The sequence below is a fragment of the Geodermatophilus sp. CPCC 205506 genome (genome assembly GCF_051383635.1).
In the GTDB taxonomy this organism is placed as follows: domain Bacteria; phylum Actinomycetota; class Actinomycetes; order Mycobacteriales; family Geodermatophilaceae; genus Geodermatophilus.
Map to the genome: position 1 here is coordinate 36,295 of NZ_JALPKP010000011.1, position 23,946 is coordinate 60,240.

Genomic DNA, 23,946 nt, shown 5'->3' on the forward strand with positions numbered 1-23,946 from the left:
CCCCGCCGGCGGGCTGCTCGTCCGGCCACCGCCGTCGGCCCCGACCATGGCGGGGTGGCGCTCGGACGCCGGAACAGGCGCGTGCCGACACGTCGACGGGAGTGCTCGCCCCGGCGGACGGGCGGACGGGGGACCGCGGACCAGCCCCTCACATGCGCAGCGGATCGGGCGGCGCGAGGTCGTCCAGCCAGGGCGGATCGGGCTCGGGATCGTGGTACCAGCCTGGCGGGCGGGTGTGTCGGGAGACGCCCGACGGCGTGCGGACGATCAGCCGGCCGTCGGGGAGCAGGGTGAACGACCAGCCGCGGGCGAACGTCTTGATCCGGTGGTGTCGCCGGCAGAGGCAGCAGAAGTTCCAGCAGGCGGTCGGCCCGCCGGCGGCGAACGCCCGCCCGTGGTCGAGGTCGTGGCGGCCGGGCCTGCGTCGGCAGCCGGGCATGCGGCAGTGCCGGTCGCGGGCGGTGACGAGGCGGCGTTGCGCGGCGGTGGGACGGTAGCCGCGGGTCGGCGGTGGAGGCCGCAAACCGGGCCCGTCGTCCCCTGCGCCGCCGCTCAGTCCGGTGGCCTCGGCCGGGTGCCCCCTGCGGCTCCGGCGGCGGATGCGGCGGCCCAGTCCGGCGGCGCGGCGGAGCTCGGCGCGGCTGGCCACGGCCAGCGTCTCGCCGGTGGCCGGGTCGTCGATCGCGACGTGGACCGCCCCGCCCGTCGGAGCCGACCCGAGGTTCAGCATGTCCAGCGAGGCGAGGAGTTCCCGGCACTGGGCGGCGGAGATCAGCTGTCCGTCCAGCTCCGCCGGGGCCGCGCCGGCCGGCGCATCGGGCCGCAGCGAGGAGAGCGCGGCGTGGATGTGCAGCTGCGCGGTCACCGGTGGGCGGCTGGTGTCCCACGGGCGCAGGATCAGATCTAGTGCGGCCGCGGAGCGCAGCACGCCCATCGGCCGGTCATCCCCGTCGGCGCGCATCCACCGCGCGTACTGGTCGACCGCGTCGCGGGCGGCGTGGACGGCGGGCAGCGGGCCCTCGATGACCAGCCGGCCCAGGTCGTCGGCGGTGCGCTCGACGTGCACGTCGGCCCGGCGCTCGGCCTCCCGCCGGCGCCGCTCCTTGGCGTCGGCGTCCAGCCGGTACAGGTGGTAGCGGGCCCGGTCGGCCAGCCGGCCCGGCGGGCACGCCTCGGCACCCGGCAGCACACGGGCCTGGACTCCGGCGGCGACCTCTTCGTCGGCGTCGCCGAGCAGGTCGAGCAGGATCCGCGCCTTGCGGACCGTCAGCCGTCCGGCGTAGAGCTCCGACCAGGTCGGGGCGAGCTTGGTGGTGAGCAACAGCGACTCGGCACCCAGCCGGCCGGCCTCGGCCTCGGAGCAGTGCCGGATGACCGCGAGCTCGGACACGAAGTCGTCGGACACGTCGGCGAGCGCGGCCGGGCGCATCGCCCGGGAGTCCGGCCCCGGCCCGCCCCGCGGGCCGTAGGCGGCATCCCGCGAGGCGGAGCGCCGGCGGGCCAGCTCGGCGATGGTCGCGGCCTGGCGGGCGTGCTCGCGGGCCATGTGAGCGTCGGCCGACCAGATGTCGCAGACCAGCTCCAGCTCGGCCAGCAGCGGCGACACCACCTCCGCGGGCAGGACGGGCACCGGTACGCCGTCCTCCGGCGGCCGCGGCACCCCTCCGTCCTCCATGGCTGCACGCTAGCCACGGGCACTGACAATTCCCGCAGCTCAGCGAGCAGCTATCCCGACCGCACGGCCGTGAGGAAGGCGTCGGCGGACGCGTCGACCGCCGCCAGAGCGTCGTCCGTGAGTCCCGGTCGGAGACCGCGAGCCGCGTGCCCGTGGCGGATCAGGTCGCGGAGCAGGTCCGGCGCGCGGTCGAGGTGCGGCGTCATGCGGTCGAGCTGCCAGAGCTCCGGACCGAGCACCCGCCCGACGTTCCACGGACTCCAGACGAGCGGGTCCCCGATGCCGTTGGCGCTGCCCGCGGCCAGCACCTCGTCGACAAGCGGCCGCAGGTCGTCGTCCGACCACGAGGATCCCCAGGGACCGGCGAGGAAGCCGACGGCTACCTCGTCCAGCTCGTCGTCCGACAGCTCCCGCAGCACGGAGCCCTGACCGCCCTCGGGCAGGAAAGACAGCATCCACTCGACCAGCGGGCGGGACTCGGCCAACCTCTCGGACGCGACCCGCCCGGGGCCGAGGTCGAGGTCGGCGAGGGCCGCGGTGATGCGGGCTCGCGCGTCCGCGGGAGGGATGTCGTGCACGCGCACGTCCGGGTCGTCGTCGTCGACCAGCGGCTCGAGCACCGCCGCGAGCGGGGACTCCACGACGAACCCGTCGATGGCGACGGCGCCGAGCTCGTTGTCGATGCGGACGACGGCGGTGAGGGGGTGGCCGCCGGGCACGGTGACGCCCACGAGCAGCTCGTCGGCGTCCCGGAACACCGTGCTGGCCTCGACCGCCCGGTCGACCGGTTCGCTGCGGTCGAGCTCGGCGAGCCAGCGCGGGAGCACGTGCCCGCGGTCGGCGATCTCGCGGCGCACCCGCCGGCGCAGCTCGGCGTCGACGGTGAGGGTGGCGATCGCGAGCAGGGCGGCCGACGTCTCGACCCGGTCGGCAGCGGAGAAGGTGCGGACGAGGTCGTCGAGCGTGGCGCCCGGGTCGTCGGCCCCGGCGGCCACGGACAACAGCAGGCCGACGGCGCCGAGCAGCGGACCGGGAGTGGAGGAGTCGACGCCGTCGCGCAGGGCGGCCATCAGGTCAGTCTCGGGCGGCGTCTGTCGCTGCTGCGGACGGCGGGACTTCGCTCGCTTCTTGCTCTTCGGCATCGACGGCGGACGCTACTGCGGCCCGCCGACGCGATACGCGAACGGCGCCCGGACGGCTGTGGACAAAGGGTCCCCGGAGCCCTGGCCGTGGATAGCCTCGGCGCGTGCTGGAGGAGCTGCGGCCGAGGCTCACCGACTCCGTCATCCGCCGTTCGGTGAGCTCCGGTGCGTTCCAGCGCGGCGCGGTCTACGCGAGCGAGGGCCGGGTCGCCGAGCTCTCCTACTCCGGCGAGCTCGGCGAGTTCGACGCCACGGTGGTCGGCAGCGGGGGACGCTGGTACGAGACCGTCGTCGCCTTCCACGCTGTGGGTGCCCGCTGGTGGGGCGAGTGCAGCTGCCCGGTCGGCACGGACTGCAAGCACGTCGCCGCCGTGCTCATCGCCGGCCGGGACTGGCTGGACAGCGCGCCGGTGGCAGAAGCCCGACGCGGCCCGGACTGGGAGACGGCGCTCGCCGAGCTGGTGCAGCCTCCCGCGCCGTCCGGGCAGCGGGCGGGCACCCCGCTCGGCCTGCAGCTCGAGGTGGAGGCAGCGCCGACCGCCGTCTCCCGCACGTCCGTCCGCCTGCGCCCGGTCGTACCGGGCGCCAAGGGGCGCTGGATCCGCACGGGGGTGTCCTGGCGAGCCCTGCAGTACGACTACTACGCGCAGCGCGATCCTGCGCACGCCGCCGCGCTGCGCGCGCTGTACCGGGCCCACCGGGCGGCCGACGACGACAGACCTGGGTACTACGGCTACGGCTACGGGGACGAGCCGGTGCGGCTCGAGGAGTTCGGCCCCGCGCTGTGGCCGGCCCTGCAGCAGGTGGTGGACGAGGGGGTGACCCTCGTGACCGCTCGCGGCGGTCCCGTCCGGGTGGCCGGGACGCCGGCGTCGCTCGCCGTCGACCTGCGCGGGGACGCCGACCTGCGCATCGAGCCGGTGGTCGACCTGGGCTCCGGCGTCTGCCGTCCCGCGCAGGCGGTGCGGCTGCTCGGCAACCCGCCGCACGGCGTCGTGCTGCTCCCCGGCGATCCGGAACTGCCCCCGGACCTCGTACCGGAGAGGGGTCTGCTGCTCGTGCCCGTGCAGCCGGTTCCGCGGCGCGCGGCGAAGCTGCTCGCCGCCGGTTCGCTGCGGGTGCCCACAACCGACCGCGCGCGCTTCCTGACCGGGTTCTACCCCGCGCTGCACCGCGCGCTGCCGGTCCGCTCGTCCGACGGGTCGGTGGAGCTGCCGGAGGTCCTGCCTCCGCAGCTGTGCCTCCACGTCGACCACACCGGGAACCACCGGGTGCGGCTGACCTGGTCGGTGCAGTACCGCACCGGCGAGGAGGTGCGGAGGCTGCCACTGGAAGGTGCCGACCCGGACCCGGGGCGCGACGTCGCCGCCGAAGAGCGGCTGGTGCGGAGCCTGCCGCTGCCGACGGACCGGTTGCCCGGGCTCTGGCAGGAGGGCCCGGAGCGGCTACTGGCGCCGACCGCGGAGCTGGCCGGCATGGACACCGTCGTCCTCATGACCGAGGTGCTGCCGCGGCTGGCGGACGCCGGCGTGCTGGTGGAGGTGACCGGGCAGCCCGCCGGCTACCGGCACACCGAGGCGGCCCCGGTCGTGCACGTGTCGGCCACGGACGGTCCGGACGCGGACTGGTTCGACCTCGGCGTCACGGTCACGGTGGACGGCGAGGACATCCCGTTCGCGCTGCTGTTCACCGCGCTGGCCGACGGCGACTCGCACCTGGTGCTGCCCAGCGGGACGTGGTTCGACATCCGCCGTCCGGAGTTCGACCGCCTGCGTTCGCTCATCGGCGAGGCGCGGGCACTGCAGGACGCCGAGCGGCCGGGCCTGCGGATCAGCCGGTACCAGGCCGGACTGTGGGACGAACTCGTGGAGCTCGGTGTGGTGGCCGAGCAGAGCGAGCGGTGGGCGCGGGACGTCCGGGCGCTGCTCGAGGTCGACGACGCCGCCCCGCCGGCGCCGCCCGCGGGGCTCGCCGCGCAGCTCCGGCCGTACCAGCTGCAGGGCTACCAGTGGCTGTCGGTGTTATGGGATGCCGGGCTCGGTGGCGTGCTCGCCGACGACATGGGGCTGGGCAAGACCGTGCAGGCCCTGGCGCTGGTGTGCCGGGCTCAGGAGGCCGGAGAGCTGACCGCGCCGGTGCTCGTGGTGGCGCCGACCAGCGTGGTGTCGAACTGGGCCCGCGAGGCGGCCCGGTTCGCGCCCGGCCTCGTCGTCCGCACCATCGAGGCCACCGGTCGCAAGCTCGGCATGTCACTCGCCGAGATGGTCGACGGCGCCGACTTGGTCGTCACCTCCTACACGCTGCTGCGCCTCGGCGAGGCGGACTACCGCGAGCTGCCGTGGAGCGGGCTGGTGCTCGACGAGGCGCAGTTCGTGAAGAACCACCAGGCGAAGACGTACGCCGCCGCGCGGCGGCTGCCGGCCCGCTTCAAGCTGGCGATCACCGGCACGCCGGTCGAGAACAACCTGATGGACCTGTGGTCGATGCTGTCGATCGTGGCGCCCGGGCTCTTCCCGAGTCCGCAGCGGTTCACCGAGCACTACCGGACGCCGATCGAGCGGGGGAGCGATCCGCAGGCGCTGGATGCGCTGCGCCGCCGGATCCGGCCGTTGATGCGCCGCCGGACCAAGGAGCAGGTCGCCGCCGAGCTGCCGCCCAAGCAGGAGCAGGTGCTCGAGGTGGTGCTCAACCCGAAGCACCGCAAGGTGTACGACACGCACCTGCAGCGGGAGCGCCGCAAGGTGCTCGGCCTCGTCGACGACCTGCAGCGCAACCGGTTCGCCATCTTCCGGTCGCTGACGCTGCTGCGGCAGCTGGCCCTCGACGCGTCGCTGGTCGACGAGGCCTACGCCGGGATTCGGTCGTCGAAGGCGGATGCGTTCCTCGAGCACCTGCAGGAGGTGGTCGCCGAGGGCCACCGGGCGCTGGTGTTCAGCTCGTTCACCGGTTTCCTGGGCACAGTGCGCGCGCGACTCGACTTGGCGGGGCTCCCGTACGCCTACCTCGACGGGAGCACGCGCGACCGGTCGGGGGTGATCGACGGGTTCCGTTCCGGCCGCGCCCCGGTCTTCCTGATCAGCCTCAAGGCCGGCGGGTTCGGGCTGAACCTGACCGAGGCCGACTACGTGTTCGTGCTCGACCCGTGGTGGAACCCGGCAGTGGAGGCACAGGCGGTCGACCGCACGCACCGCATCGGCCAGGACAAGACGGTGATGGTGTACCGGCTGGTGGCCGCAGGGACCATCGAGGAGAAGGTCATGGCGCTCCAGGAGCGCAAGCGGGACCTGTTCGCCCGCGTGATGGACGACGACGGCGGCGCCTTGTCCGGCGGGCTGACCGCCGAGGACGTCCGCGGCCTGTTCGTGTGAGAGCGGGGCCGACTGTCAGACGTGGACGACGCCGAGTTCGCCCCAGGCCGGCGAGGTCGTCCGCGCCCACGATTTCGTGCCGATCCGCTCCTGGTCGCCCCGGGCACCAGGGAGTGCCGCCGACCCACTCGCGGATCAGCACCTGGCCGTCGACCGGGTCAAGCCACCTTGGCAGCGTGGAAAACGTCGGCAGGTAGCGCGTGCTCCAGTTGCCAGAGGATGCGCATCGGCCGCTCGCCAGCGTGGGAGAGGTAGGACATCGGTCCCGCGTACAGGTACGGCGGCGTGCCGAGCGTTCCGTCCGCCGTCTTCGTCTCGCGGACGAACAGGTGCACGGACGTGCCCATCTGCCGGTGGTGGATGTACCGCTGGCCCGTGGCTGAGCGCTCGGCAGTCGCGTTCTGCGACTCCCACTGGAACCGCGTCGGGGAGATGGCGTGGTCGGCGTACATCGTGGTGGGAGAGAAGTGCGTCTCCGTCTTCACCAGCGTTACGAAGAAGACGTCCGCCTGGTCGCCGGGCACCCAGCGCACACCCGACCCCCACGTGCCGTTGAGGTCCGTCATTCCGAACGCGGCCAGCGCCTCATCACGGCTGTAACGGGCATGGACGTGCAGCGGCCGGGTCCCGGCGACCTCAAGCGCCGGCGTCACCCGGTGGATGCGATCGCGAAGGGCAGCGCTCAGTTCGCGGAGTTCGTCAGCGCGGCCAGGGTTGGCCACCAGCCGCTGGAGGCTGGTCTCCACGCTGCTGAACGGTGCCCGTGAGCCCCAGAGCGAGAAGTGCAGCATCGCTGCCAGCCGCCGCGTGCGCTCTGAGTCGAGGAGCGTCGAGCCGGCGGACGCCGTGGTGAGCAGCTCACGAATGACGCCCAGCCGTTCCAGGTCGTCCATGTGCAACATGCGGCCGAAGGCTCCGCGCAGTGTCGCGTCCTCCGGACCTGGAGCCGAGCCGTCCCAACCAGCGGCACGCTTCAGGTCCAGCCAGCTCCGCCCGTTGCCGCGGTAGAGGTCCTCGAGCTCGACCCCGGTCTCCTCCAGGAAGTCGGCGAGCGCGGGCGTCCGCGCGCCCGCGGCTTCGTCGACCAGCCCCTTCCACGAGACGTTGAGCGACTGCTTGATGTTGTCGAGGACGATCTGCTGCGCGACGCGGTCCAGCTCGATGTGGCAACCAGCCGGCAGGGTGGGGAAGCCTTGTTCGACCACCCGCTGCAGACCCCGTCGCGACGTGCCGGTCAGCGCGCGGAAGCGCAGGTCGAAGCGGAACTCCTTGTGCTGCACGCCGATGAAGTCGAGGACGGTCAGGCAAGCCTTGTCCTCAGAAAGCCGCAGTCCGCGGCCCAGCTGCTGCAGGAAGACGGTCGCGCTCTCCGTCGGGCGCAGGAAGAGCACGGTGTCGACCGCCGGGACGTCGAGCCCCTCGTTGAACAGGTCGACCGCGAAGAGGACATTCACCGTACGGTCGCGGAGGGCGGTCAGTGCGGCCGCCCGCTCCTCGCGCGACGTCGTCGAGGTGACCGCCATGCTGGGGATCCCCGCCGCTGTGAACCTCTCGGCCATGTACTGCGCGTGCTGGATGCTCACGCAGAAGCCCAGCGCCCGCATCTGCCGCGGGTCCGCCACCTTGTCGTGGACTGCCTGCAGGACCAGCCGGACGCGCTTGTCGTTGCCGGTGTAGACGTTGGTCAGCTCCCCAACGTCATACCCCCGACCGCGCCGCCACCGCAGCTGGTCGAGCGCCACGTCGTCGTGGATGCCGAAGTACTGGAATGGCGCGAGCAGGCCCTGCTCCAGCGCTTCCCACAGTCGCAGCTCCACCGCCGTCCGGCCGTTGAACCAGCGCCGGACGTCGGCGCCGTCGGTGCGTTCAGGCGTGGCCGTCAGTCCCAGGAGGACCTTGGGCTGCAGGTGCTCCAGAAGCCGGCGGTAGGTGGCCGCCTCGGCGTGGTGGAACTCGTCGACGATGACCATGTCGAAGTGAGACGGGTCGAGCTCGGCCAAGTCGAGCTGGGTCAGCGACTGCACCGACCCGAAGACATGGCGCCACTCTCGAGGCCGCTGTCCGCCGACGAAGAGTTCTCCGAAGTCGCCTTGCCGAAGGACATGGCGGAACGTCGACAGGCTCTGCACCAGCAGCTCTTCGCGGTGAGCGATGAACAGCACCCGCTCGGCAGCCCCCGCCCCACGCAGCCGCCGGTAGTCGAGAGCGGAGACGACTGTCTTCCCGGTTCCGGTCGCCATCACCACGAGGTTGCGCCAGCGGTTATGGACCTCGCGCTCGGCATCGAGCGCGTCGAGGATCTCCTGCTGGTAGCCGAAGGGGCGAACGTCGAGCGTCGCGATCTGGATGGGCAGGTCAGTCGGTCCGCCGCGCTCCGCAGCAATGGCCAGGCGCAGCCGGTCGCCGTCCCGCTCCGGGTCGTACGACTCGAACGACGGGTCCGCCCAGTAGCTGTCGAACGTCTCGGCGAACGTGGTCAGCAGATGCGACTGCTCGACGTTGGATAGCCGCACGTTCCACTCGAGGCCGTCGATGAGCGCCGTCCGCGAGAGGTTCGAACTGCCGACGTAGGCCGTCGACATGTTGGTGTCTCGATGGAACAGCCACGCCTTGGCGTGCAGCCGGGTTGTCCGGGTCTCGTAGGAGACCTTGACCTCGGCACCGAGCTCGACGAGCCGGTCGAGGGCGCGCTGGTCCGTCGCGCCCATGTACGTGGTGGTGATGACCCGCAGCCGGACGCCACGCCCGCGGAGATCCTTGAGCGCGTCTTCGAGGACGCGCAATCCGTGCCACTTGATGAAGGCGCACAGCAGGTCGACCCGGTCGGCCGACGCCAGTTCCCGAGTCACCTCGTAGCCGATCCGCGGCTGGCCGCGGCCGTTCACGAGCAGGGCGCTGGTCGAGAGTGGAACCGCCGGGCGCTGGAGGAACGACACGGCGCCGGGGACGGTGCTCGGCGAGGCGATCGCCAGGAGGGTGCGGGCTGGGTCAGCGACGATGTCGTCCTTGGCAGCAGTGTCGGGTGCCAGGTCTCCGATGGCCGCGACGATCTGATTGGCGAGGTCAACCTGGCGATTGATCGCCGCCGAGTCACTGCCACCAGCGGCCCGCAGCGCCCGGCTGGCCAGTTCGGTGATGTGGCGGGTCAGGGCCTCGTGGGCGTCAGCAGGGTCGAGGGAACCCAACTGGATAAGGTCCGGTTCCGTCGCGGCCAGTTCGCCGGTCAGTCGTTCAGTGACCAGGTGCTCGTACAGGCCAATCGGCGCATCGCCCATGGACGGACCGTAACCGGACGACTCCGTCTCATAGCGGCGCCACTCAAGCGGCCAGCGGAGTCCCGTGGAAGACCTGCTCCCTGTGCCACAGGAGGTGCTGTTGTGCTGGCAGAGGCGTCCCTGGCCGCGGTCGCAGCCGGTGGCCGTGCAGGTCGTAGACAGCTCGCCCGTGTGGCGTGCGCGCGGAGAACCGGCGGGAGACCACGAGCGTCAAGTCGTCGTCGAGGCCGAGCACCCCGCGGTCGAACAGCTTGTGGTGCAAAGAGCAGAGGGCCAAACCGTTGTCGAGTTCATCGGGGCCACCGAGGTTGACCCAGCGGATGTGCGCGGCCTCCAACCCGACGGGCACACCGCCGGCCTGGCCGTCGAACCCGCAGAACGCGCACTGGCGGTCCCAGGCCTCGAGAACGGCTGCGGGCCAGACGCGACTGCGCCGCCGCTCCTCCCGGCCTGCGCCGTCGTCCTTCGCAACACCGCCGGTCAGCAGGTCCGGGTCCAGGCCTACGGCCACGAGGACGTCGGGCGCGACGGTGCTCGGGAAGTGGCTTTCGACCAACCCCCGAGCCGCCTCGTCGAGCAGGGCTGGGCGGTCGCGTAACGCCGCTTCCAGTGACGCTTCGAGCCGGCCGGTCACGCCCTCGCGTAGCGGGCCGACGTTGTCCATCGGGACATCACGGTCCAACGTCCACACGCCGTCGGAGCGCAGTCGGGTGAACGGATACGCAGCACTCTGCGCCCGGCCCGTCTTCGACGTCGGCCCGAACTGTTCGATCAGGTCAGCCAGCTTCTCCTCGGCATCTGACCACGGCAGACTGCTCGTCCCGGTTGCGGCCAGGCGCCCCAAAGCCAGCAGGGCCAGCAGCGGTTTGTGCGGAGACCGGCGGCCGTCCTGCTGGTGTTGGCGAAGCGAGGACAACCGCTCAAGGGCCTGCTGAGCGTCAGGGGCAGTGAGTGACACGGGTGCTCACTGTCCCCGAGCGGCGCGTCGCAGCGTCGCAGGACACGGCGCGGGAGGTTTCCGGGACGGCGTCGTCCGTGACAGCCTCCTGTGGCTCTGCATCACGCACACGGGGGAACGTTGCCGCACTCATCCCTGCCCGCCGCCGTCCGCCCGACGGAGGGCTGAGCCGTGTACCGCCTCGACGGGCGACTGGTCCTCAGCCCCAGTGACCTGACCCGCCACCAGGAGTGCCACCACCTCACCGCCCTGAACCTGCAGGTGGCCGACCGCCGGCTGGACCCGCCCGCCGAAGGCGCCAGCGACCAGACGGTCCTCGTTGCTGACCTCGGCATCGCCCACGAGCTCCGCTTCCTGGAGTCGCTGGAGGAGCAGGGGCTCGACGTCGTCCGGCTCCACAGGCGAAGCGGGGAGGCGGGCACCGTCGAAGCCATGCGCGCCGGCGCCGACGTCATCCACCAGGCCACGCTGTTCGACGGCACCTGGGGCGGCCAGGCCGACTTCCTGCTGAAGACGCCGGAGCCGTCGGACCTGGGGGAGTGGTCCTACGAGGTCGCCGACGCCAAGCTCGCCCGCCGCATCAAGGTGCCGGCGCTGCTGCAGATGGCCACCTACGCCGACCGGCTCGCCACGCTGCAGGGCCGCGCGCCCGAGCGGATCAGCGTCGTCACAGGCGACGGCGAGACCCGCCCGTGGCGTCTGGTCGACGTCGCCGCCTACGCCCGCCGCGCCCGCGCCCGGCTCGAGGGCTTCATCGAGACACCGACGGCCACCGCCCCCGTCCCGATCGGCCACTGCGACCAGTGCACCTGGGCGCCGCGCTGCTCCACCGAGCTGCGGGAGAACGACGACCTCAGCCTGGTCGCCGGCATGCGTCGCGACCAGCGCGCCGCACTCCTCGAGGTCGGCGTCACGACCCTCCAACAGCTGGCCGAGGCGGAAGACGACACGCTCAAGGCCACCGGCATCGGCCGCGGCTCCCGCGAGCGGCTGCGCGAGCAGGCCCGCGAGCAGCTGAGCGGGCGCGCTGCCGGCGTCCCCACCCGGACGCTGCTCACTCCGCAGCCCGCCCAGGGACTGCTCCGCCTGCCGGCCCCCAGCGCCGGCGACCTCTACCTCGACTTCGAGGGCGACCCGCTGTCCGGCGACGGCCAGGGCCTGGAGTACCTGGCCGGCCTCGGCGACCGCGAAGGCCGTTTCACCGCCCTGTGGGCGCACGACGCCGCCGCGGAACGCCGCCTGGTCGAGGACCTCGTCGACCGCATCGTCGACGCCTGGCGCGCCGACCCCGGCATGCACGTCTACCACTACGCCGCCTACGAGGTCAGCGCGCTCAAGCGGCTCACCGGGCGGTACGGCGTCCGCGAGGCCGAGCTCGACCAGCTGCTGCGCGCCGAGCGGTTCGTCGACCTCTATCCCGTCGTCCGCCAGTCGATGCGGATCAGCAAGGAGTCCTACTCGATCAAGAAGGTCGAGGCCTTCTACGGGCGCGAGCACACCGGCGACGTCGCCGACGCGATGTCCAGCGTCGTCGAGTACGAGAAGTGGCTGATCGACGGCGACCCCATCCGCCTGCAGTCGATCGAGGACTACAACAAGGACGACGTCGACTCCACCCGCGAGCTGCACGACTGGCTGGAGACCCAGCGGGCCGAGCTGGAGGCGGAGCACGGCCCGCAGCCGCGGCCGGGGGTGCCCGTGGTGTCCGCGCCGGCGCCCCGGTCGGACGCCGAGGTCGCGGAGCTGGCGCTGGTCGAGCAGCTGCAGGACCGCGGCCACGGGCTGCTCGGCGACCTGGCTCAGTGGCACCGCCGCGAGGCCCGGCCCGGCTGGTGGGAGTTCTTCAGCCGCGGCGAGCTGGAGGACGAGCAGCTCGTCGAGGACCGGACGGCGCTCGGCGGCCTGTCCGGCGCGGTCGAGGTCGGCACCGAGAAGCGCAGCAAGCTCTACGAGTTCAGCTTCCCGCCGCAGGACGCCACGCTCTCGGTCGGCAAGCCGGCCTTCGACGTCGACACCCGCGCGCGGATCGGCGAGGTGCGCGAGCTCGACGCCGTCGGCGGGCGGGTCGTCATCAAGAGCACCAAGCCGCCGGGCGCCGTCCGCGGGCTGGGTCCGGAGGGGCCACTCGACGACAAGCCCCAGCGGGAATCGATCGCCGCCACCGCGAAGGATGTCCTCGCGGGCAAGCCCGGCCTCGCTCAGGCGTTGCTCGACCGCGTCGTCCCTTCCGACACCCGGCGGCTGCCGGGGGAGCAGGCCGGGGACGCCGTCGTCCGGCTCGGCCTGGCGCTGGACGGCGAGGTGCTCGCCGTGCAGGGGCCGCCCGGCAGTGGCAAGACGCGGGCGGCCTCACACCTGATCCGCGCGCTGCTGGACGCCGGCAAGAGGGTCGGCGTCACGGCGCAGTCCCACGCGGTCATCGGCAACGTGCTGAGCGCGGTCGACCGGCCGGCACTGCAGAAGTGCGACGAGCACCAGGCCTGCGGCGCACCCGGCGTGGAGTGGTCGAAGGACTCCGCCGAGGTGGCTTCGCGGCTGCTCGACGGCTCGGCGAACCTGGTCGGCGGGACGGCGTGGTTCTGGTGCCGGCCGGACCTGGCCGAGGCGGTCGACGTGCTGGTGATCGACGAGGCGGGGCAGTTCTCACTGGCCAACGCGGTCGCCGTGGCACGGTCGGCGAAGTCGCTCGTGCTGCTGGGCGATCCGCAGCAGCTGGCGCAGCCGACCCAGGCCGTGCACCCGGGGGAGTCGGGGCTCTCCGCGCTCGAGCACCTGCTGGAGGGGCACCCGACCGTGCCCGAGGACCGCGGCGTCTTCCTCGACCGGACCTACCGGATGCACCCGGCGCTGACCGCGTTCGTGTCCGACCTGGCGTACGAGGGGCGGCTGGAGTCGGCCGCCGACCGCGAGCGGATCGCGGTGCGGGGCTGGACCAGCGGGCTGGCCGTGCGGTTCGTCGAGCACACCAAGCCGGCGGCGGCCGCCTCGGACGACGAGGCGGCGGCCGTCGCGGACCTGTGGCGGTCGCTGCAGGGCGTGGGCTGGGTCGACCACGAGCTGGTGGAGCGACCGATCGGTCCGGACGACGTGCTCGTGGTGGCGCCGTACAACAACCAGGTGGCGCGGATCCGCGGACTGCTGCCCGACGGCGCTCGGGTCGGCACGGTGGACAAGTTCCAGGGGCAGGAGGCGCCGGTCGTCGTCTACTCGATGACGTCGACCAGCGCGGAGGACGCCCCGCGCGGGGTCTCGTTCCTCTACGACCTGCACCGGCTGAACGTGGCGGTGTCACGCGCCAAGGCGCTGGCCGTCGTGGTGATGAGCGAGGAACTGCTCGACGCCGCGGTGCGGACGCCGGAGCAGCTCCGTCAGGTCAACGCCCTCTGCCGGCTGGTCGAGATGGCAAGCGTCGTCCCGGCGTGAGCCGCGCGGCACGATGTCGACCGGCCGGGGGATCGGCCAGCAGGAGCAGTGGTCAGGATGGTGCCGTGACGGATGGTGCGGTCGTGGGCGTCCCTGGCGGGCTCCAGTCGTTGCCACGTGCCGACGCTCCGGGGGCCAGGGGTGGAGCGGCGGTCACGCGGCTGCAGGTCGGGTACGTGTGACGGCCTCGCGACGACCCAGGCGGTCGCCGAGATCTCTTCTCGAACTGCGGGACCGGGCCGCGCAGCACTTGATCCGCTACACGTCTCCGACTGCTCACTACGCCTTCCACACCTATGACCAGAGTGACGTGCGCGGCGGGCCGGTGACCCCGGCAGACGTGTTGATGGTGAACCTGCTGAGCCTCCGGTTCGATTGGCGCGACGTGACGCCACTGTTCGTCGTGGGCGAGACCCCTCACGTCCAGCTGCGGCAGGCACTGGACGAGGCGCTCACGGAGGCTCGAGCGCTGCCCGCCCTGGAGGACTGCACCGAGGAGCAGGCGGCCATGCCCGCCTTACGCGAGGCCAACTCCCTCGCCCTGGCCGTGCCGAGGTCGCCGCGACGCGATCGGCGCACCTGGGGGCCGGTTGCCGTGTCCAAGGTCCTGCACCGGTTGGCCCCCACGGTGCCGTTGATCGACAGCTACGTCTGCGCTTTCTTCGCGACGCGGTCGCCCCGAGACATTCGGCTGAGGATGCGTGCGGAGCTGATCGCGAACCAGCGATGGATGACCGAACTGGCCCAACGGCATCGTGTCCGGGGAGAACCCATGCCGCTCACCCGGGTCGCAGACATCGCGATCTGGATGGATGCGCAGACTTCCTGAGCGAATGTCCTGCTCGCCGACGAGCTGCGAACGCTGGGTGCACCACGGCGACTCGTCCACGATCGGCCTCCCGACTGCGGCCGTCGGTGCACGCTGATTCGGGTCACTGCGGCTCCCGATCGACCCCGCTGGAGCCGACAGGTGCCCTGCCGATAGAGAAGGGGCAACGCCCGCCGCGAGCCGAGGAGCCGTGACCTGCCCAGATCCACCAAGCCCCGGCGCCGGCCCGCTCCCAGGAACGGCTCCGCAGCCAGGAACAGGTCCCAGCCCAGGAAGCGGAAGTCGGCGAAGGGGCGCCGCCGAGCCAGGCCCAGGCGCGCTCTCCGAGCGGCCCTGCTGGTCGTGCTGGTGACGGCCGGCGTGGTCGCGTGGCAGGCAGCGGAGCGGCACCTGTATGCGCTGCCGTTCTTCGGCCCGGCCACCGCAGCGCCGTCCGGGCCCGCCTGGCCGCTGACCGGCGTCCCGGCCGATGCGGTCCCCGACCGGCCGGCGCTCGCGGTGAAGATCGAGAACTCCGTTGCCGCCCGGCCGCAGACCGGGCTGGACGGCGCGGACGTGGTGTGGGAGCAGGTGGTCGAGGGCGGGATCACCCGGTTCGTCGCCGTCTACCACTCCACCCTCCCGCCCGAGGTCGGCCCGGTGCGCTCGATCCGGCCGATGGACCCCGCGATCGCCGCGCCGCTCGGCGGGTTGCTCGCGTTCTCCGGGGGCGTGCCGTCCTACATCACCGCGGCCCGGGACGCGGGACTGCAGGTGCTCAGCCAGGACACCGGCGCCGACGGCTTCTCCCGGACGTCGACCCGCTCGGCGCCGCACAACGTCTACGCGGTGCCGCAGACGCTCGTCGACCAGGCCGACGCCGCCCATCGCGCCGCACCCGGCGTCCAGTTCGAGCACGCCGCCGCCGGCCCATCCACGGCCGTTGCCACGGGGGAGCCGGCGACGAGTCTGGATCTCACATTGTCCGGCGTCAGCCACCCCCGGTGGGCGTGGAGCGCGGCGGACGGCCGGTGGCTGCGCAGCGAGGGGAGTGCTCCGGCCGTCGAGGCGGACGGCCGGCGGATGGGCGCGGCCAACGTCGTCGTGCTGCGCGTCGACGTCGTCGCGACCCAGGCCCGTGATCCGGCAGGCAACCCCGTCCCGGAGACCATCCTGACCGGCACCGGCCGAGCCCTTGTCGCCTCGGGTGGGCACGCGGTCGAGGCCACCTGGTCCAAGCCGGGGACCGGTGACCGGGTGAGCCTGACCGGAGCGGACGGCGACCCGGTGACATTTGCCCCCGGGACGACCTGGATCGAGTTGGTCCCCAACGGCGGCGGCGCAGTCGTCACCGGTTGACCACGACGACGGCGACGCTGACGGGCCCCTCGTCGCCCCGCCGACAGCCACGTCGCCGGGCGTGCTGCTCGACGCCGCCGTCCGGACGCCGGAGCAACTGCGTCAGGTCAACGCACCCCGCCGGCTGGTCGAGATGGCGACCGTCGTCCGCGCGTAGTGCCGCGCTCCGGACGAGGTGACGTCGTCGTGACGGGCCGCCGTGAGCATCACCGGTACCCGACCGGGCGTCTGCCCTGAACCGAGAGCAGCGAGCCATGGACCGTCCAGTGCATGTAGCAGCGACGCCGGACAAGGCCGTCGTACTGACCGCAGCCGCACGCCGGGTGCGCGCAACCCGGAGTCTCGGCCTCGCTGAGGACGCAGAAGGGGACTTCGTCTTCCACTACTACCCGGAGGAGGAGGTCCTCCAGTGGGTGGTCGCCCGTGACTTCCGGTGCTTCTCCCCCGGGTCGGCCTTCTTCTTCCCGGAGCTCGAGCGGCAGTGGCGCGACCGGCCCTGGTCGGACGGAACCGACCTACCTGTCATCACCCCGTCGTCCTTCGCGAGCAGCCCCATCGTGTTCCTCATGTCACCGGCGGTCGCCGCCGGCGTGGGGGCTGTCGACCGTGGTCTCGGTTGGGCCGACCTGTTCGACCCGACTCGACCGCTCCGGTTCATGCACGCCCACGCACGCTCCGGTGACGGCCTTGCCGTGGTGACGGCCGCGTACAACGCAGGGCTGAAGGAGCTGGGAGCGACATCCCTCGACGACGCCGGTCCCGCCCTGGACCGGCTGATGGCGGGTGTGCAGGAGCGCATCGTCGAGTACGGGCCTGACGATGCGACGGTCATCGACCGGGCGGCGGCCGGAGGGGACTGGCGGGCCGACGTCGTGCTGGTCCAGGAGCGCAGCGCCCTCGCGGCGCTCGCGCGGCATCCCGGCCTGCATGCCGTTCTGGTGCATCCCGAGGGGGACAGCTCCTGGGTGGATCAGGAGATCTGCCTCGTCGAGCCGACCGCGACCTCCCTCGAACGCGAGTCGTCCGGAGCCCTGGTCGAGGCTCTGCGTTCGCCCGAGATGGCGGGGGTCCTGCGGGGCGAGGGCTGGCGTCCGCTCGGCGCGGAGCTGGGCACGGCCACCGACACCGCACAGCTGATGGAGGCTCAGCCCACGTCCGTGACGGAGCGGGTCGGCGTCATCGGTGCGGCGACGCCGCCCGCTGCGCAGATGCCTCCCCGTCTGGTGCGGGTGCTCCGGAACCGCTGGTCGGAGACGAAGAGGGCGGCGGAGGTCTGCCTGGTCATCGACGTCTCGGGGAGCATGTCAGGCAGCAAGCTGGCGGCCGCCGAGCGCGGGGCGGAGGGCTTCCTCGACCGGCTCGAGGGCGCCGATCCGCACATCTCCCTGGTGGCGTTCGCCGACTCCGCGCAGGTGCTCGTGCCCCTGTCGTCACTGCACCCGGTGCGGTCCGACGTCGTCGACCGGTTGCGCCGCCTGCAGGGCGGTGGGCAGACGGCGCTCCTGGACGGCGTGGACCGCGCGCTGACTCTGCTGCAATCGGGCGACCCGGCCCACCTGAAGGCCATCGTGCTGCTGACGGACGGCGAGGAGAACAACTCCACGATCTCCTTGCCGGCTCTGGAGGAGCGACTGCGCGGTTGTGGCTGTCTGTTCTTCGCCATCGGCTACGGGCAGGGCGCCGATGTGGCCCTTCTGGACCGCCTGGCCGGCGCCACCGGCGGTCACTCTGCGGCCAGCGACGAATACCACGTCGACAAGATCTATGGGGCGCTGACGGCGCACCTCTGAGGACCGTCGTCGGTGCAGACGCTCTCCGACGTACCGGGCAACAACACCTATGCCGGAGGAGCCTCGGCCAACTCCATCCCGAGCTCCATGGGGATCCGGGCGATCGGCGTCAGGCGTTCCTTCATTGAGCCCAGGGCGTCAGCCACAGGCGCCATGCCGAACCGCGCCACCGAGAGCACCGTCATCCCCATGATGTCGAGATCCGCGGTGTCGACCGGGGCAGCGCCGTGCCTCCAGAGGTAGTGGTTGGTCATCGCGAGATCGATCGATTCTGCGTAGGTCCGGCTCATCGACTCCAGGTGCTGGAAGACCACCGGAGGCCCGGTCACGGGGTCGCCGACGAGCAGGTGGAGCGCGACGTCCCAGAAGCGCCGGAGCGGCGTGCCCAGGGCTCCCACGGGTACGACGCCGAGCCGGTGCCGCGAGGTCTCGGCCAGCCGGCCGAGGGCTGCGACGTCGGCCCTGGCCACACCCGGTGTGCCGGCGGCGGCGAGGAGGACATAGGCCTGTTGCTGTGGGTGTCGGAGCGGCGCCGGGACGTCGCTCCCGACGTCGGGACCCTGCGCCGCCTCGACCTGGGCGAGCGTGCTGCTGATGTCACCCAGCGGGGGATCGATGCGCCATGCACCGGCGACCGCCATGAGGAACATGCCGAAGCCGTGGTCCAGCTCCTGGAACTGCCGCGCGGACGCGATGAGCAGCCGGCGGGCCGTCTGCGGGTCCAGGAACGCGGCCCATTGCGCCGCGTCGCGCAACGCGGAGGCGGCGTCCATCCTCAGCACCCACTCCCGGTCGGTCCCCTCCCGGGAGGTCGGCAGGCCGCGCCGGTCGTCGTGCCCGGACGCTTCCGCGAGGCTGGTGTTCGCACAGGCCTCGAGGAAGGCCACCGTCACGTTGACCTGCTGGGGGTCCAGCTCCAGCATCTGCAGATGGGCGCGGGACATCAGAGCAGCTCCCGGACGTTGGTGAGTCGCTCCGGCGGGACGAAGCGTGGATTGGGCTGGCTCCAGCAGCGGTCCATTCGACGGGCGGCCTGGTTCCACTGCCACTTCTCGCACCCGGCGATCTGGTTGTCGGGGACGACGATCTTCGCCGTGATCTCACCCTCGGTCTGGAACGGCGAGTAGTGGCGGTAGACGTTCAGGTCCCTGATCTCTTCCGCCACCCCCTCGAGCGGAACCGAGGGCCGCGGTGCGACCACGCACCAGCAGGTGTACAGGTAGGCCGTGTCGCGGGCGCCGAACATCGTGCCGAACCAGAGTCCCGTCCGCCATGCCCGGTGTACCCAGTTGGTGCGCGCGGCCGTGTCGCGCTCGACGGTGCCGGCCGACAACGAGATGAACGGGGTCCCGAAGGAGTAGGGCTTTCCCGTGCTGGGATCGATGGTCGTGAAGTGATTGACGTGGGCATCGAGCGTCGCCTCTGACAGCCTCTGCTGGGTTTCCTGGGGGTCGATCTCGAGGGAGTTGCGCCACCAGTTGCAGACGATCCCGTTCTGGTCATCCAGGATGCGCTTGGCGCTGGCATCGTCCGGCAGGGACAGGCCTTTGATGCACCACTGGACGATCACTTCGGCCTCCTGAAGCGCTCGTGGCTCTCCGCGGACGACAGGGGAACGGTGCACGAGTCGGCTGTAGCGGAAGCCGGACTGTGGCGTCGACCGTCGCGCGCATCGGCGATCACGGCATGTCAGCCGCGGAGGCGACGGGCTGCTGCGCTTCGTCAGCGGCGTCGAGATCCCGGCGCAGTTCCCGCACGAGTTCGGCCAGGAGCGTCTGGAGGGCTGCGAGACGCTGATTCCCCGCCGCCTGTGGGGCATCGAGGTCGGCGCTCATCGACGCGAACCAGACCTCGAAGTCCTCGTCGTACCGCCGGACGAACGAGGCAAAGCCGAGAAGCGGGTCGAGAGACGCCTCGCCCACGCCGCGGCGCATCAGTTCGCCGATCGCTCGTTGCTCCTCGCGCCAGACCATGAACTGGTGGCCGAGGCTGTCGGTGGTGAACGTCTGCCCGATCTCCGCCGCGACGGCCAGGGCTCGAGGATTGTCGCGCTCCAGGCCAAGTCGCGCCTGGGCCTCGTTGACGTTCTCCACGGCGCCCCAATAGCGCGCGAAGCGGTAGAAGGTGCTCTGCTGGGCGACCTTCCGTCGCGGCTCGGAGCCGGAGAAGTAGAAGAGGAACCCGCGTTGGCGGATGTTCCGGATGCGGTCATACAGGTCGTCTGCCGCGTCCAGCAGGGAGGCCCAGTACCGGTCGCGCTCCTCCTCGACCGTGCGGAGCCGCTCGCTCGTCTCGGCAGCGGCCTTGAGGTCTTGTTTGAACTGCTCGAGGTCGCGCTGTGCCCGCGTCTCCGCTTCCGCGATGCCCTTCTGCACCTGGACCTGCTGTTCGGCGATGCTCTCCTGGGCGTGGACCTGCCGGTCGGCGATCTGCTTCTGGATCCGGCGGCCCTGAGTGCCCTGCCGCAAGGTCACGAACACGGTGATCACCGTGACCAGGACGCTGGTGACGCCGGCGATGATCGCGGCCAGCAAGCGGGGGTCCATGCACACGTCCCTGAGGCGCAGGTCGGTACCAGCTGCCGAATCGTGACCATCGTGGAGACGTCGCGCGGCCTCACACATGACTGGTCAGCTGGCGTGGTCGCAGGATCGGGCGTCCGCGTCACCGGCGCGTCACGAGGACATCACCGAGCCCCGACGGCAGACCGATCACCCGGAAGGGCTCAGCGCTGGGTCGCTCTCGAGGACTCCGGAACTCGTTGACGACGTGCGGGAGGACCTTCGCGCCGAAGACGGAACCCATGGGTCTCGTGGTTTGACTGAGTGGGTGCGAGGCCTGGTGGGGCCGGGGGCAACCCCTGTGGCGAGAGGCGTGTGGCGAGGTGTCGTCGGATTCGGCCTCCCGAGTTTCGCTACGTCGCCGTGTCACCGTCCTGACGCCAATCCGAGGAGCACCACGGATGCCGGACCGCAGCCGCGGTACCGGTGCCTCGGTCACCACCGCCCACCCGGGGGAATCCATGTCCCAGACCCACGCGCCCGCCGGCCCGCCGCAGATGCCCGAGGGCTACGCCCCTCAGCCGCCGGCTCCGGCCAAGAAGCCCTTCTACAAGAAGGCCTGGTTCCTCGTCCTCGCCGTCATCGTCGTCATCGTCATCGCCACCCAGTCGGGCGGCGGCGACTCGGCGACCGATGAATCCGCCTCCACTGACGCCGCTGCCGGTGCCGACACCGGAGCTGCTGCCGAGGCCCCCGCGGAGGCTCCCGCGGCGCCCGCCGCGCCTGCCGAGCCGGCCGCGCCCGGCATCGGCCAGCCGGCTGCCGACGGTGACTTCAACTTCGTCGTCAACGGCGTCGACTGCAGCAGCACCGAGATCGGCAACGAGTTCCTCAACACGACGGCTCAGGGCCAGTTCTGCATCGTGGATCTGACCATCACCAACATCGGCGACGAGGCGCAGAGCTTCCTCGGCGGCAACGCCACGCTGTTCAACGCGCAGGGTCAGGAGTTCTCCTCCGACAGCGAGGCGGCCATCTACCTGGACGACTCGTCCTCGCTGTACGAGGAGATCAACCCCGGCAACACGCTGTCGAGCAAGGTCGTCTTCGACGTCCCGGCCGGCACGGTCCCCAGCTCGATCGAGCTGCACGACTCGATGCTGTCGGGTGGCGTCACGGTCAACCTGCAGTAATCACGGCACCTCGCTGAGGGCCTCTCGTCGATTCCGGCGGGAGGCCCTCAGTCGTTCGAGGCGCGCCGGCCCACCAACAGGACTCGTGCCTCTGCAAGGTGACCTTCGAACCTGTCCCGCGCGGCGCGCGCTTCCTACGGTTCGGGGACATGTCGGCCATGAGCGCCCCTCTGCTCGTCGCGATCGACGACGACCCCGACCTGCTGGCAGACGTCGAGCGGGAGCTCCGCAACCGGTACGCGTCGGACTACCGCGTCTGCTGCCTGCGCTCGGCCGACGAGGCCCGCCCCATGCTCGAGGAGTTCGCGGCGAACGGCGAACAGGTCGCCCTGGTGCTCGCGGGCGAGGTGCTGGGCGGTTCGCCGGGCACCGATGTCCTGGCCGGCGTCCCGCACCTGTTCCCGCACGCCCAGCGGGTGCTGCTCATCGGGTGGGGCCACCTCGGCGACCCGGCCACCGGTGACGCGATCTTCGAGGCGATCGCGCGCGGGCGCATGGACCAGTACGTCGTCCGGCCCTCGCCGCCACCGGACGAGCAGTTCCACCTGGCGATCTCGAGCTTCCTGCTGGCCTGGGCCGAGGCGCAGCGCCGCGCCCCCTACACGATCGACGTGGTCGGGGAGACCTGGTCCGGTCGGGCCTACGAGCTGCGCGAGGTGCTGGGGCGCTGCGCGATGCCGCACCGGTTCTGTCTCGCCGGCTCCGACGAGGGACGCGCCCTCCTCGCGGCGACCGATGCACAGAGGCTCCCGGTCCTCGTCATGCCCAACGGGCACGTCCTGGAGGACCCCAGTGACGCCGACATCGCGCGCGCCGCGGGCACCTCGGTCGACCCGAATCGGGACCGGTACGACCTCGTGATCGTCGGCTGCGGACCGGCCGGCCTGTCGGCGGGCGTGTACGGCGCCTCCGAGGGACTCCGCACCCTGGTCATCGACTCGGGCAGCATCGGCGGGCAGGCCACGTCGAGTTCGGCCATCCGCAACTACCTCGGCTTCCCCCGCGGCGTCAGCGGCTCGGAGCTGGCCCGCCGCGCCTACCACCAGGCCTGGGTCTTCGGCGCCCGCTTCGCCTTCATGCAGCGGGTCTCGCACCTGGTGCGCGAGGACGACGGCATCGTCGTGTCCCTGGAGACCGGCGGGATGGTGGTGGCGCACGCCGTCGTCCTGGCACCGGGCGCCAGCTACCGCCGGCTGGGTGTCGCGCCGCTCGAGGACCTGGTCGGTGCCGGCGTCTTCTACGGCGCCGCCGCGTCGGAGGCGCCGATGGTCGCGGGGGAGGAGGTCTACGTCGTCGGCGGCGCCAACTCCGCCGGCCAGGCCGCCCTGCACCTGGCCCACTACGCCAAGCGCGTCACGCTCGTGGTGCGGGCCGCGTCGCTCGACGTCGGGATGTCGCACTACCTGGTCCGCCAGGTGGAGCAGACGTCGAACATCGAGGTGCGGACCGGCGCCGAGGTCGTCGACGGCGGCGGCGAGGGCCGGCTGGAGCACCTCGTCCTGCGCGACCGCGGGACCGGCGAGGAGGAGACGGTCGACGCCTACGGGCTGTTCCTGATGATCGGCGCGGTTCCGCACAGCGAGTGGCTGCCCCCGACGATCGAGCGTGACGACGGCGGCTTCGTCATGACCGGACCCGACCTCAGCGCCGACGCGCTCCAGGCGTTCGGGCGCCGCCCGCTGCCGCTGGAGACGAGCATGCCGGGGGTCCTCGCGGCCGGGGACGTCCGGCACGGGTCGGTGAAGCGGGTGGCGTCCGCCGTCGGCGAGGGTTCGATCGCCATCCAGTTCGTCCACCGCCTGGTCGCCTCCTGACACGAGCTGCCTCGCCGTCCATGCCCTGGCGTGGTGGTATCAGACCGATACCATCGGGGACATGGCGCTGACGCTGCGGACCGATGACGAGCTCGAGAAGGCGCTCACGGCGCTCGCGGCTGCTGAGGGCGCTTCGCGGCAGGAGATCATCCGACGCGCCGTTCTCGAGCGGTACGAGCGGAGCGGCCACGCTGCGCGGGTCCAGGAGAGTTCGACCCGACTGATCGACAAGTGGGGCGACGTGCTCCACCGGCTCGGCACCGTGTGAGCGAGGTCGAGTACCTCGACCTCGATGATCTTCTCGGCCTCGTCCGGGCTCTGCGGACCGGCCCGGTCCGCGATGTGGGTCTGCTGGACTCCGCGGCTGCCCGACCCCGGTCGCACGTCTTCGGGGAAGAGGCCTATCCCACGCTGCCGTTGAAGGCCGCCGCGCTGCTCCACTCGCTCGCGCGCAACCATCCCCTGGTCGACGGCAACAAGCGGCTGGGCTGGCTGGCCACCGTCGTGTTCCTGGACCTCAACGCCTCCGAACCCGACGTGAGCGACGACGCCGCCTTCCAGCTCGTCATGGATGTGGCCGCCGGTGCAGCCGACGTCGAGGAGATCGCCGACCGACTCCGGGTCGTCCCGCGCTGACACG

The 23,946-nt window shown here is 71.9% G+C and carries 16 protein-coding genes; 9 read left to right on the top strand and 7 right to left on the bottom strand.

All coding sequences use genetic code 11. The annotated features are described in order from the left end of the window. Positions 1–148: 148 nt before the first annotated feature. Together MY520_RS08405 and MY520_RS08410 are read right to left on the bottom strand one after the other, a co-directional pair. Positions 149–1,675, bottom strand: coding sequence for an HNH endonuclease signature motif containing protein (locus MY520_RS08405; RefSeq protein WP_436691633.1), 1,527 nt, complete (start codon positions 1,673–1,675; stop codon positions 149–151). A 50-nt stretch (positions 1,676–1,725) separates the two neighbouring features. Beyond that, positions 1,726–2,745 (bottom strand): hypothetical protein, encoded by a 1,020-nt coding sequence (locus tag MY520_RS08410; protein ID WP_436691634.1) that lies wholly within the window; start codon positions 2,743–2,745, stop codon positions 1,726–1,728. Positions 2,746–2,921: 176 nt separating this feature from the next. Between MY520_RS08410 and MY520_RS08415 the strand changes: the two genes are divergently transcribed. Continuing rightward, positions 2,922–6,185: an SNF2-related protein gene (locus tag MY520_RS08415; RefSeq protein WP_436691635.1), complete on the top strand. Its 3,264-nt coding sequence runs from the start codon at positions 2,922–2,924 to the stop codon at positions 6,183–6,185. A 158-nt stretch (positions 6,186–6,343) separates the two neighbouring features. Here the strand turns inward: MY520_RS08415 and MY520_RS08420 are convergent, their stop codons facing one another. Further along, entirely contained in the window at positions 6,344–9,460 is a 3,117-nt protein-coding gene (locus MY520_RS08420; RefSeq protein ID WP_436691636.1) for a DUF3427 domain-containing protein, read from the bottom strand. 43 nt (positions 9,461–9,503) lie between these two features. Further along, the gene (locus tag MY520_RS08425) at positions 9,504–10,418 is read right to left on the bottom strand and encodes a phosphorothioated DNA-binding restriction endonuclease (RefSeq protein ID WP_436691637.1); all 915 of its coding nucleotides are present in this window, start codon (positions 10,416–10,418) and stop codon (positions 9,504–9,506) included. 171 nt (positions 10,419–10,589) lie between these two features. Here MY520_RS08425 and MY520_RS08430 point away from each other — a divergent pair, with 171 nt between their 5' ends. The 4 genes from MY520_RS08430 (at position 10,590) to MY520_RS08445 (ending at position 17,798) form a co-directional block, all read left to right on the top strand. Beyond that, positions 10,590–13,841: a TM0106 family RecB-like putative nuclease gene (locus MY520_RS08430; RefSeq protein WP_436691638.1), complete on the top strand. Its 3,252-nt coding sequence runs from the start codon at positions 10,590–10,592 to the stop codon at positions 13,839–13,841. 250 nt (positions 13,842–14,091) lie between these two features. Then, positions 14,092–14,670 (top strand): DUF6308 family protein, encoded by a 579-nt coding sequence (locus MY520_RS08435; protein WP_436691639.1) that lies wholly within the window; start codon positions 14,092–14,094, stop codon positions 14,668–14,670. A gap of 342 nt (positions 14,671–15,012) precedes the next feature. Then, on the top strand, positions 15,013–16,008 hold the full coding sequence (locus MY520_RS08440) for a DUF3048 domain-containing protein (protein WP_436691640.1): 996 nt from the start codon (positions 15,013–15,015) through the stop codon (positions 16,006–16,008). A gap of 254 nt (positions 16,009–16,262) precedes the next feature. After that, positions 16,263–17,798 carry a VWA domain-containing protein gene (locus MY520_RS08445; protein WP_436691641.1) on the top strand — a complete coding sequence of 512 codons (1,536 nt, stop codon included), beginning with the start codon at positions 16,263–16,265 and terminating at the stop codon, positions 17,796–17,798. A gap of 47 nt (positions 17,799–17,845) precedes the next feature. Here MY520_RS08445 and MY520_RS08450 read toward each other — a convergent pair whose 3' ends face one another. The 3 genes from MY520_RS08450 to MY520_RS08460 all read right to left on the bottom strand — a co-directional run bounded on the left by MY520_RS08450 (position 17,846) and on the right by MY520_RS08460 (position 20,344). Beyond that, on the bottom strand, positions 17,846–18,742 hold the full coding sequence (locus MY520_RS08450) for a hypothetical protein (protein WP_436691642.1): 897 nt from the start codon (positions 18,740–18,742) through the stop codon (positions 17,846–17,848). Then, on the bottom strand, positions 18,742–19,368 hold the full coding sequence (locus tag MY520_RS08455; RefSeq protein WP_436691643.1) for a hypothetical protein: 627 nt from the start codon (positions 19,366–19,368) through the stop codon (positions 18,742–18,744). Before MY520_RS08455 ends, MY520_RS08450 begins: the two co-directional genes overlap by 1 nt. 109 nt (positions 19,369–19,477) lie before the next feature. Then, positions 19,478–20,344, bottom strand: a complete 867-nt coding sequence (locus MY520_RS08460; RefSeq protein ID WP_436691644.1) for a hypothetical protein — start codon at positions 20,342–20,344, stop codon at positions 19,478–19,480. Between the two features lie 416 nt (positions 20,345–20,760). Between MY520_RS08460 and MY520_RS08465 the strand changes: the two genes are divergently transcribed. The 4 genes from MY520_RS08465 (at position 20,761) to MY520_RS08480 (ending at position 23,942) form a co-directional block, all read left to right on the top strand. After that, positions 20,761–21,492 (top strand): DUF4352 domain-containing protein, encoded by a 732-nt coding sequence (locus MY520_RS08465; RefSeq protein WP_436691645.1) that lies wholly within the window; start codon positions 20,761–20,763, stop codon positions 21,490–21,492. 158 nt (positions 21,493–21,650) lie between these two features. After that, a complete protein-coding gene (locus MY520_RS08470) occupies positions 21,651–23,306 on the top strand; it encodes an FAD-dependent oxidoreductase (RefSeq protein WP_436691646.1) in 1,656 nt (551 codons plus the stop codon). A gap of 61 nt (positions 23,307–23,367) precedes the next feature. Further along, the gene (locus MY520_RS08475) at positions 23,368–23,574 is read left to right on the top strand and encodes a CopG family transcriptional regulator (RefSeq protein WP_436691647.1); all 207 of its coding nucleotides are present in this window, start codon (positions 23,368–23,370) and stop codon (positions 23,572–23,574) included. Beyond that, the gene (locus tag MY520_RS08480) at positions 23,571–23,942 is read left to right on the top strand and encodes a type II toxin-antitoxin system death-on-curing family toxin (RefSeq protein ID WP_436691648.1); all 372 of its coding nucleotides are present in this window, start codon (positions 23,571–23,573) and stop codon (positions 23,940–23,942) included. The genes MY520_RS08475 and MY520_RS08480 overlap by 4 nt, the downstream gene beginning before the upstream one ends. Positions 23,943–23,946 lie beyond the last annotated feature (4 nt).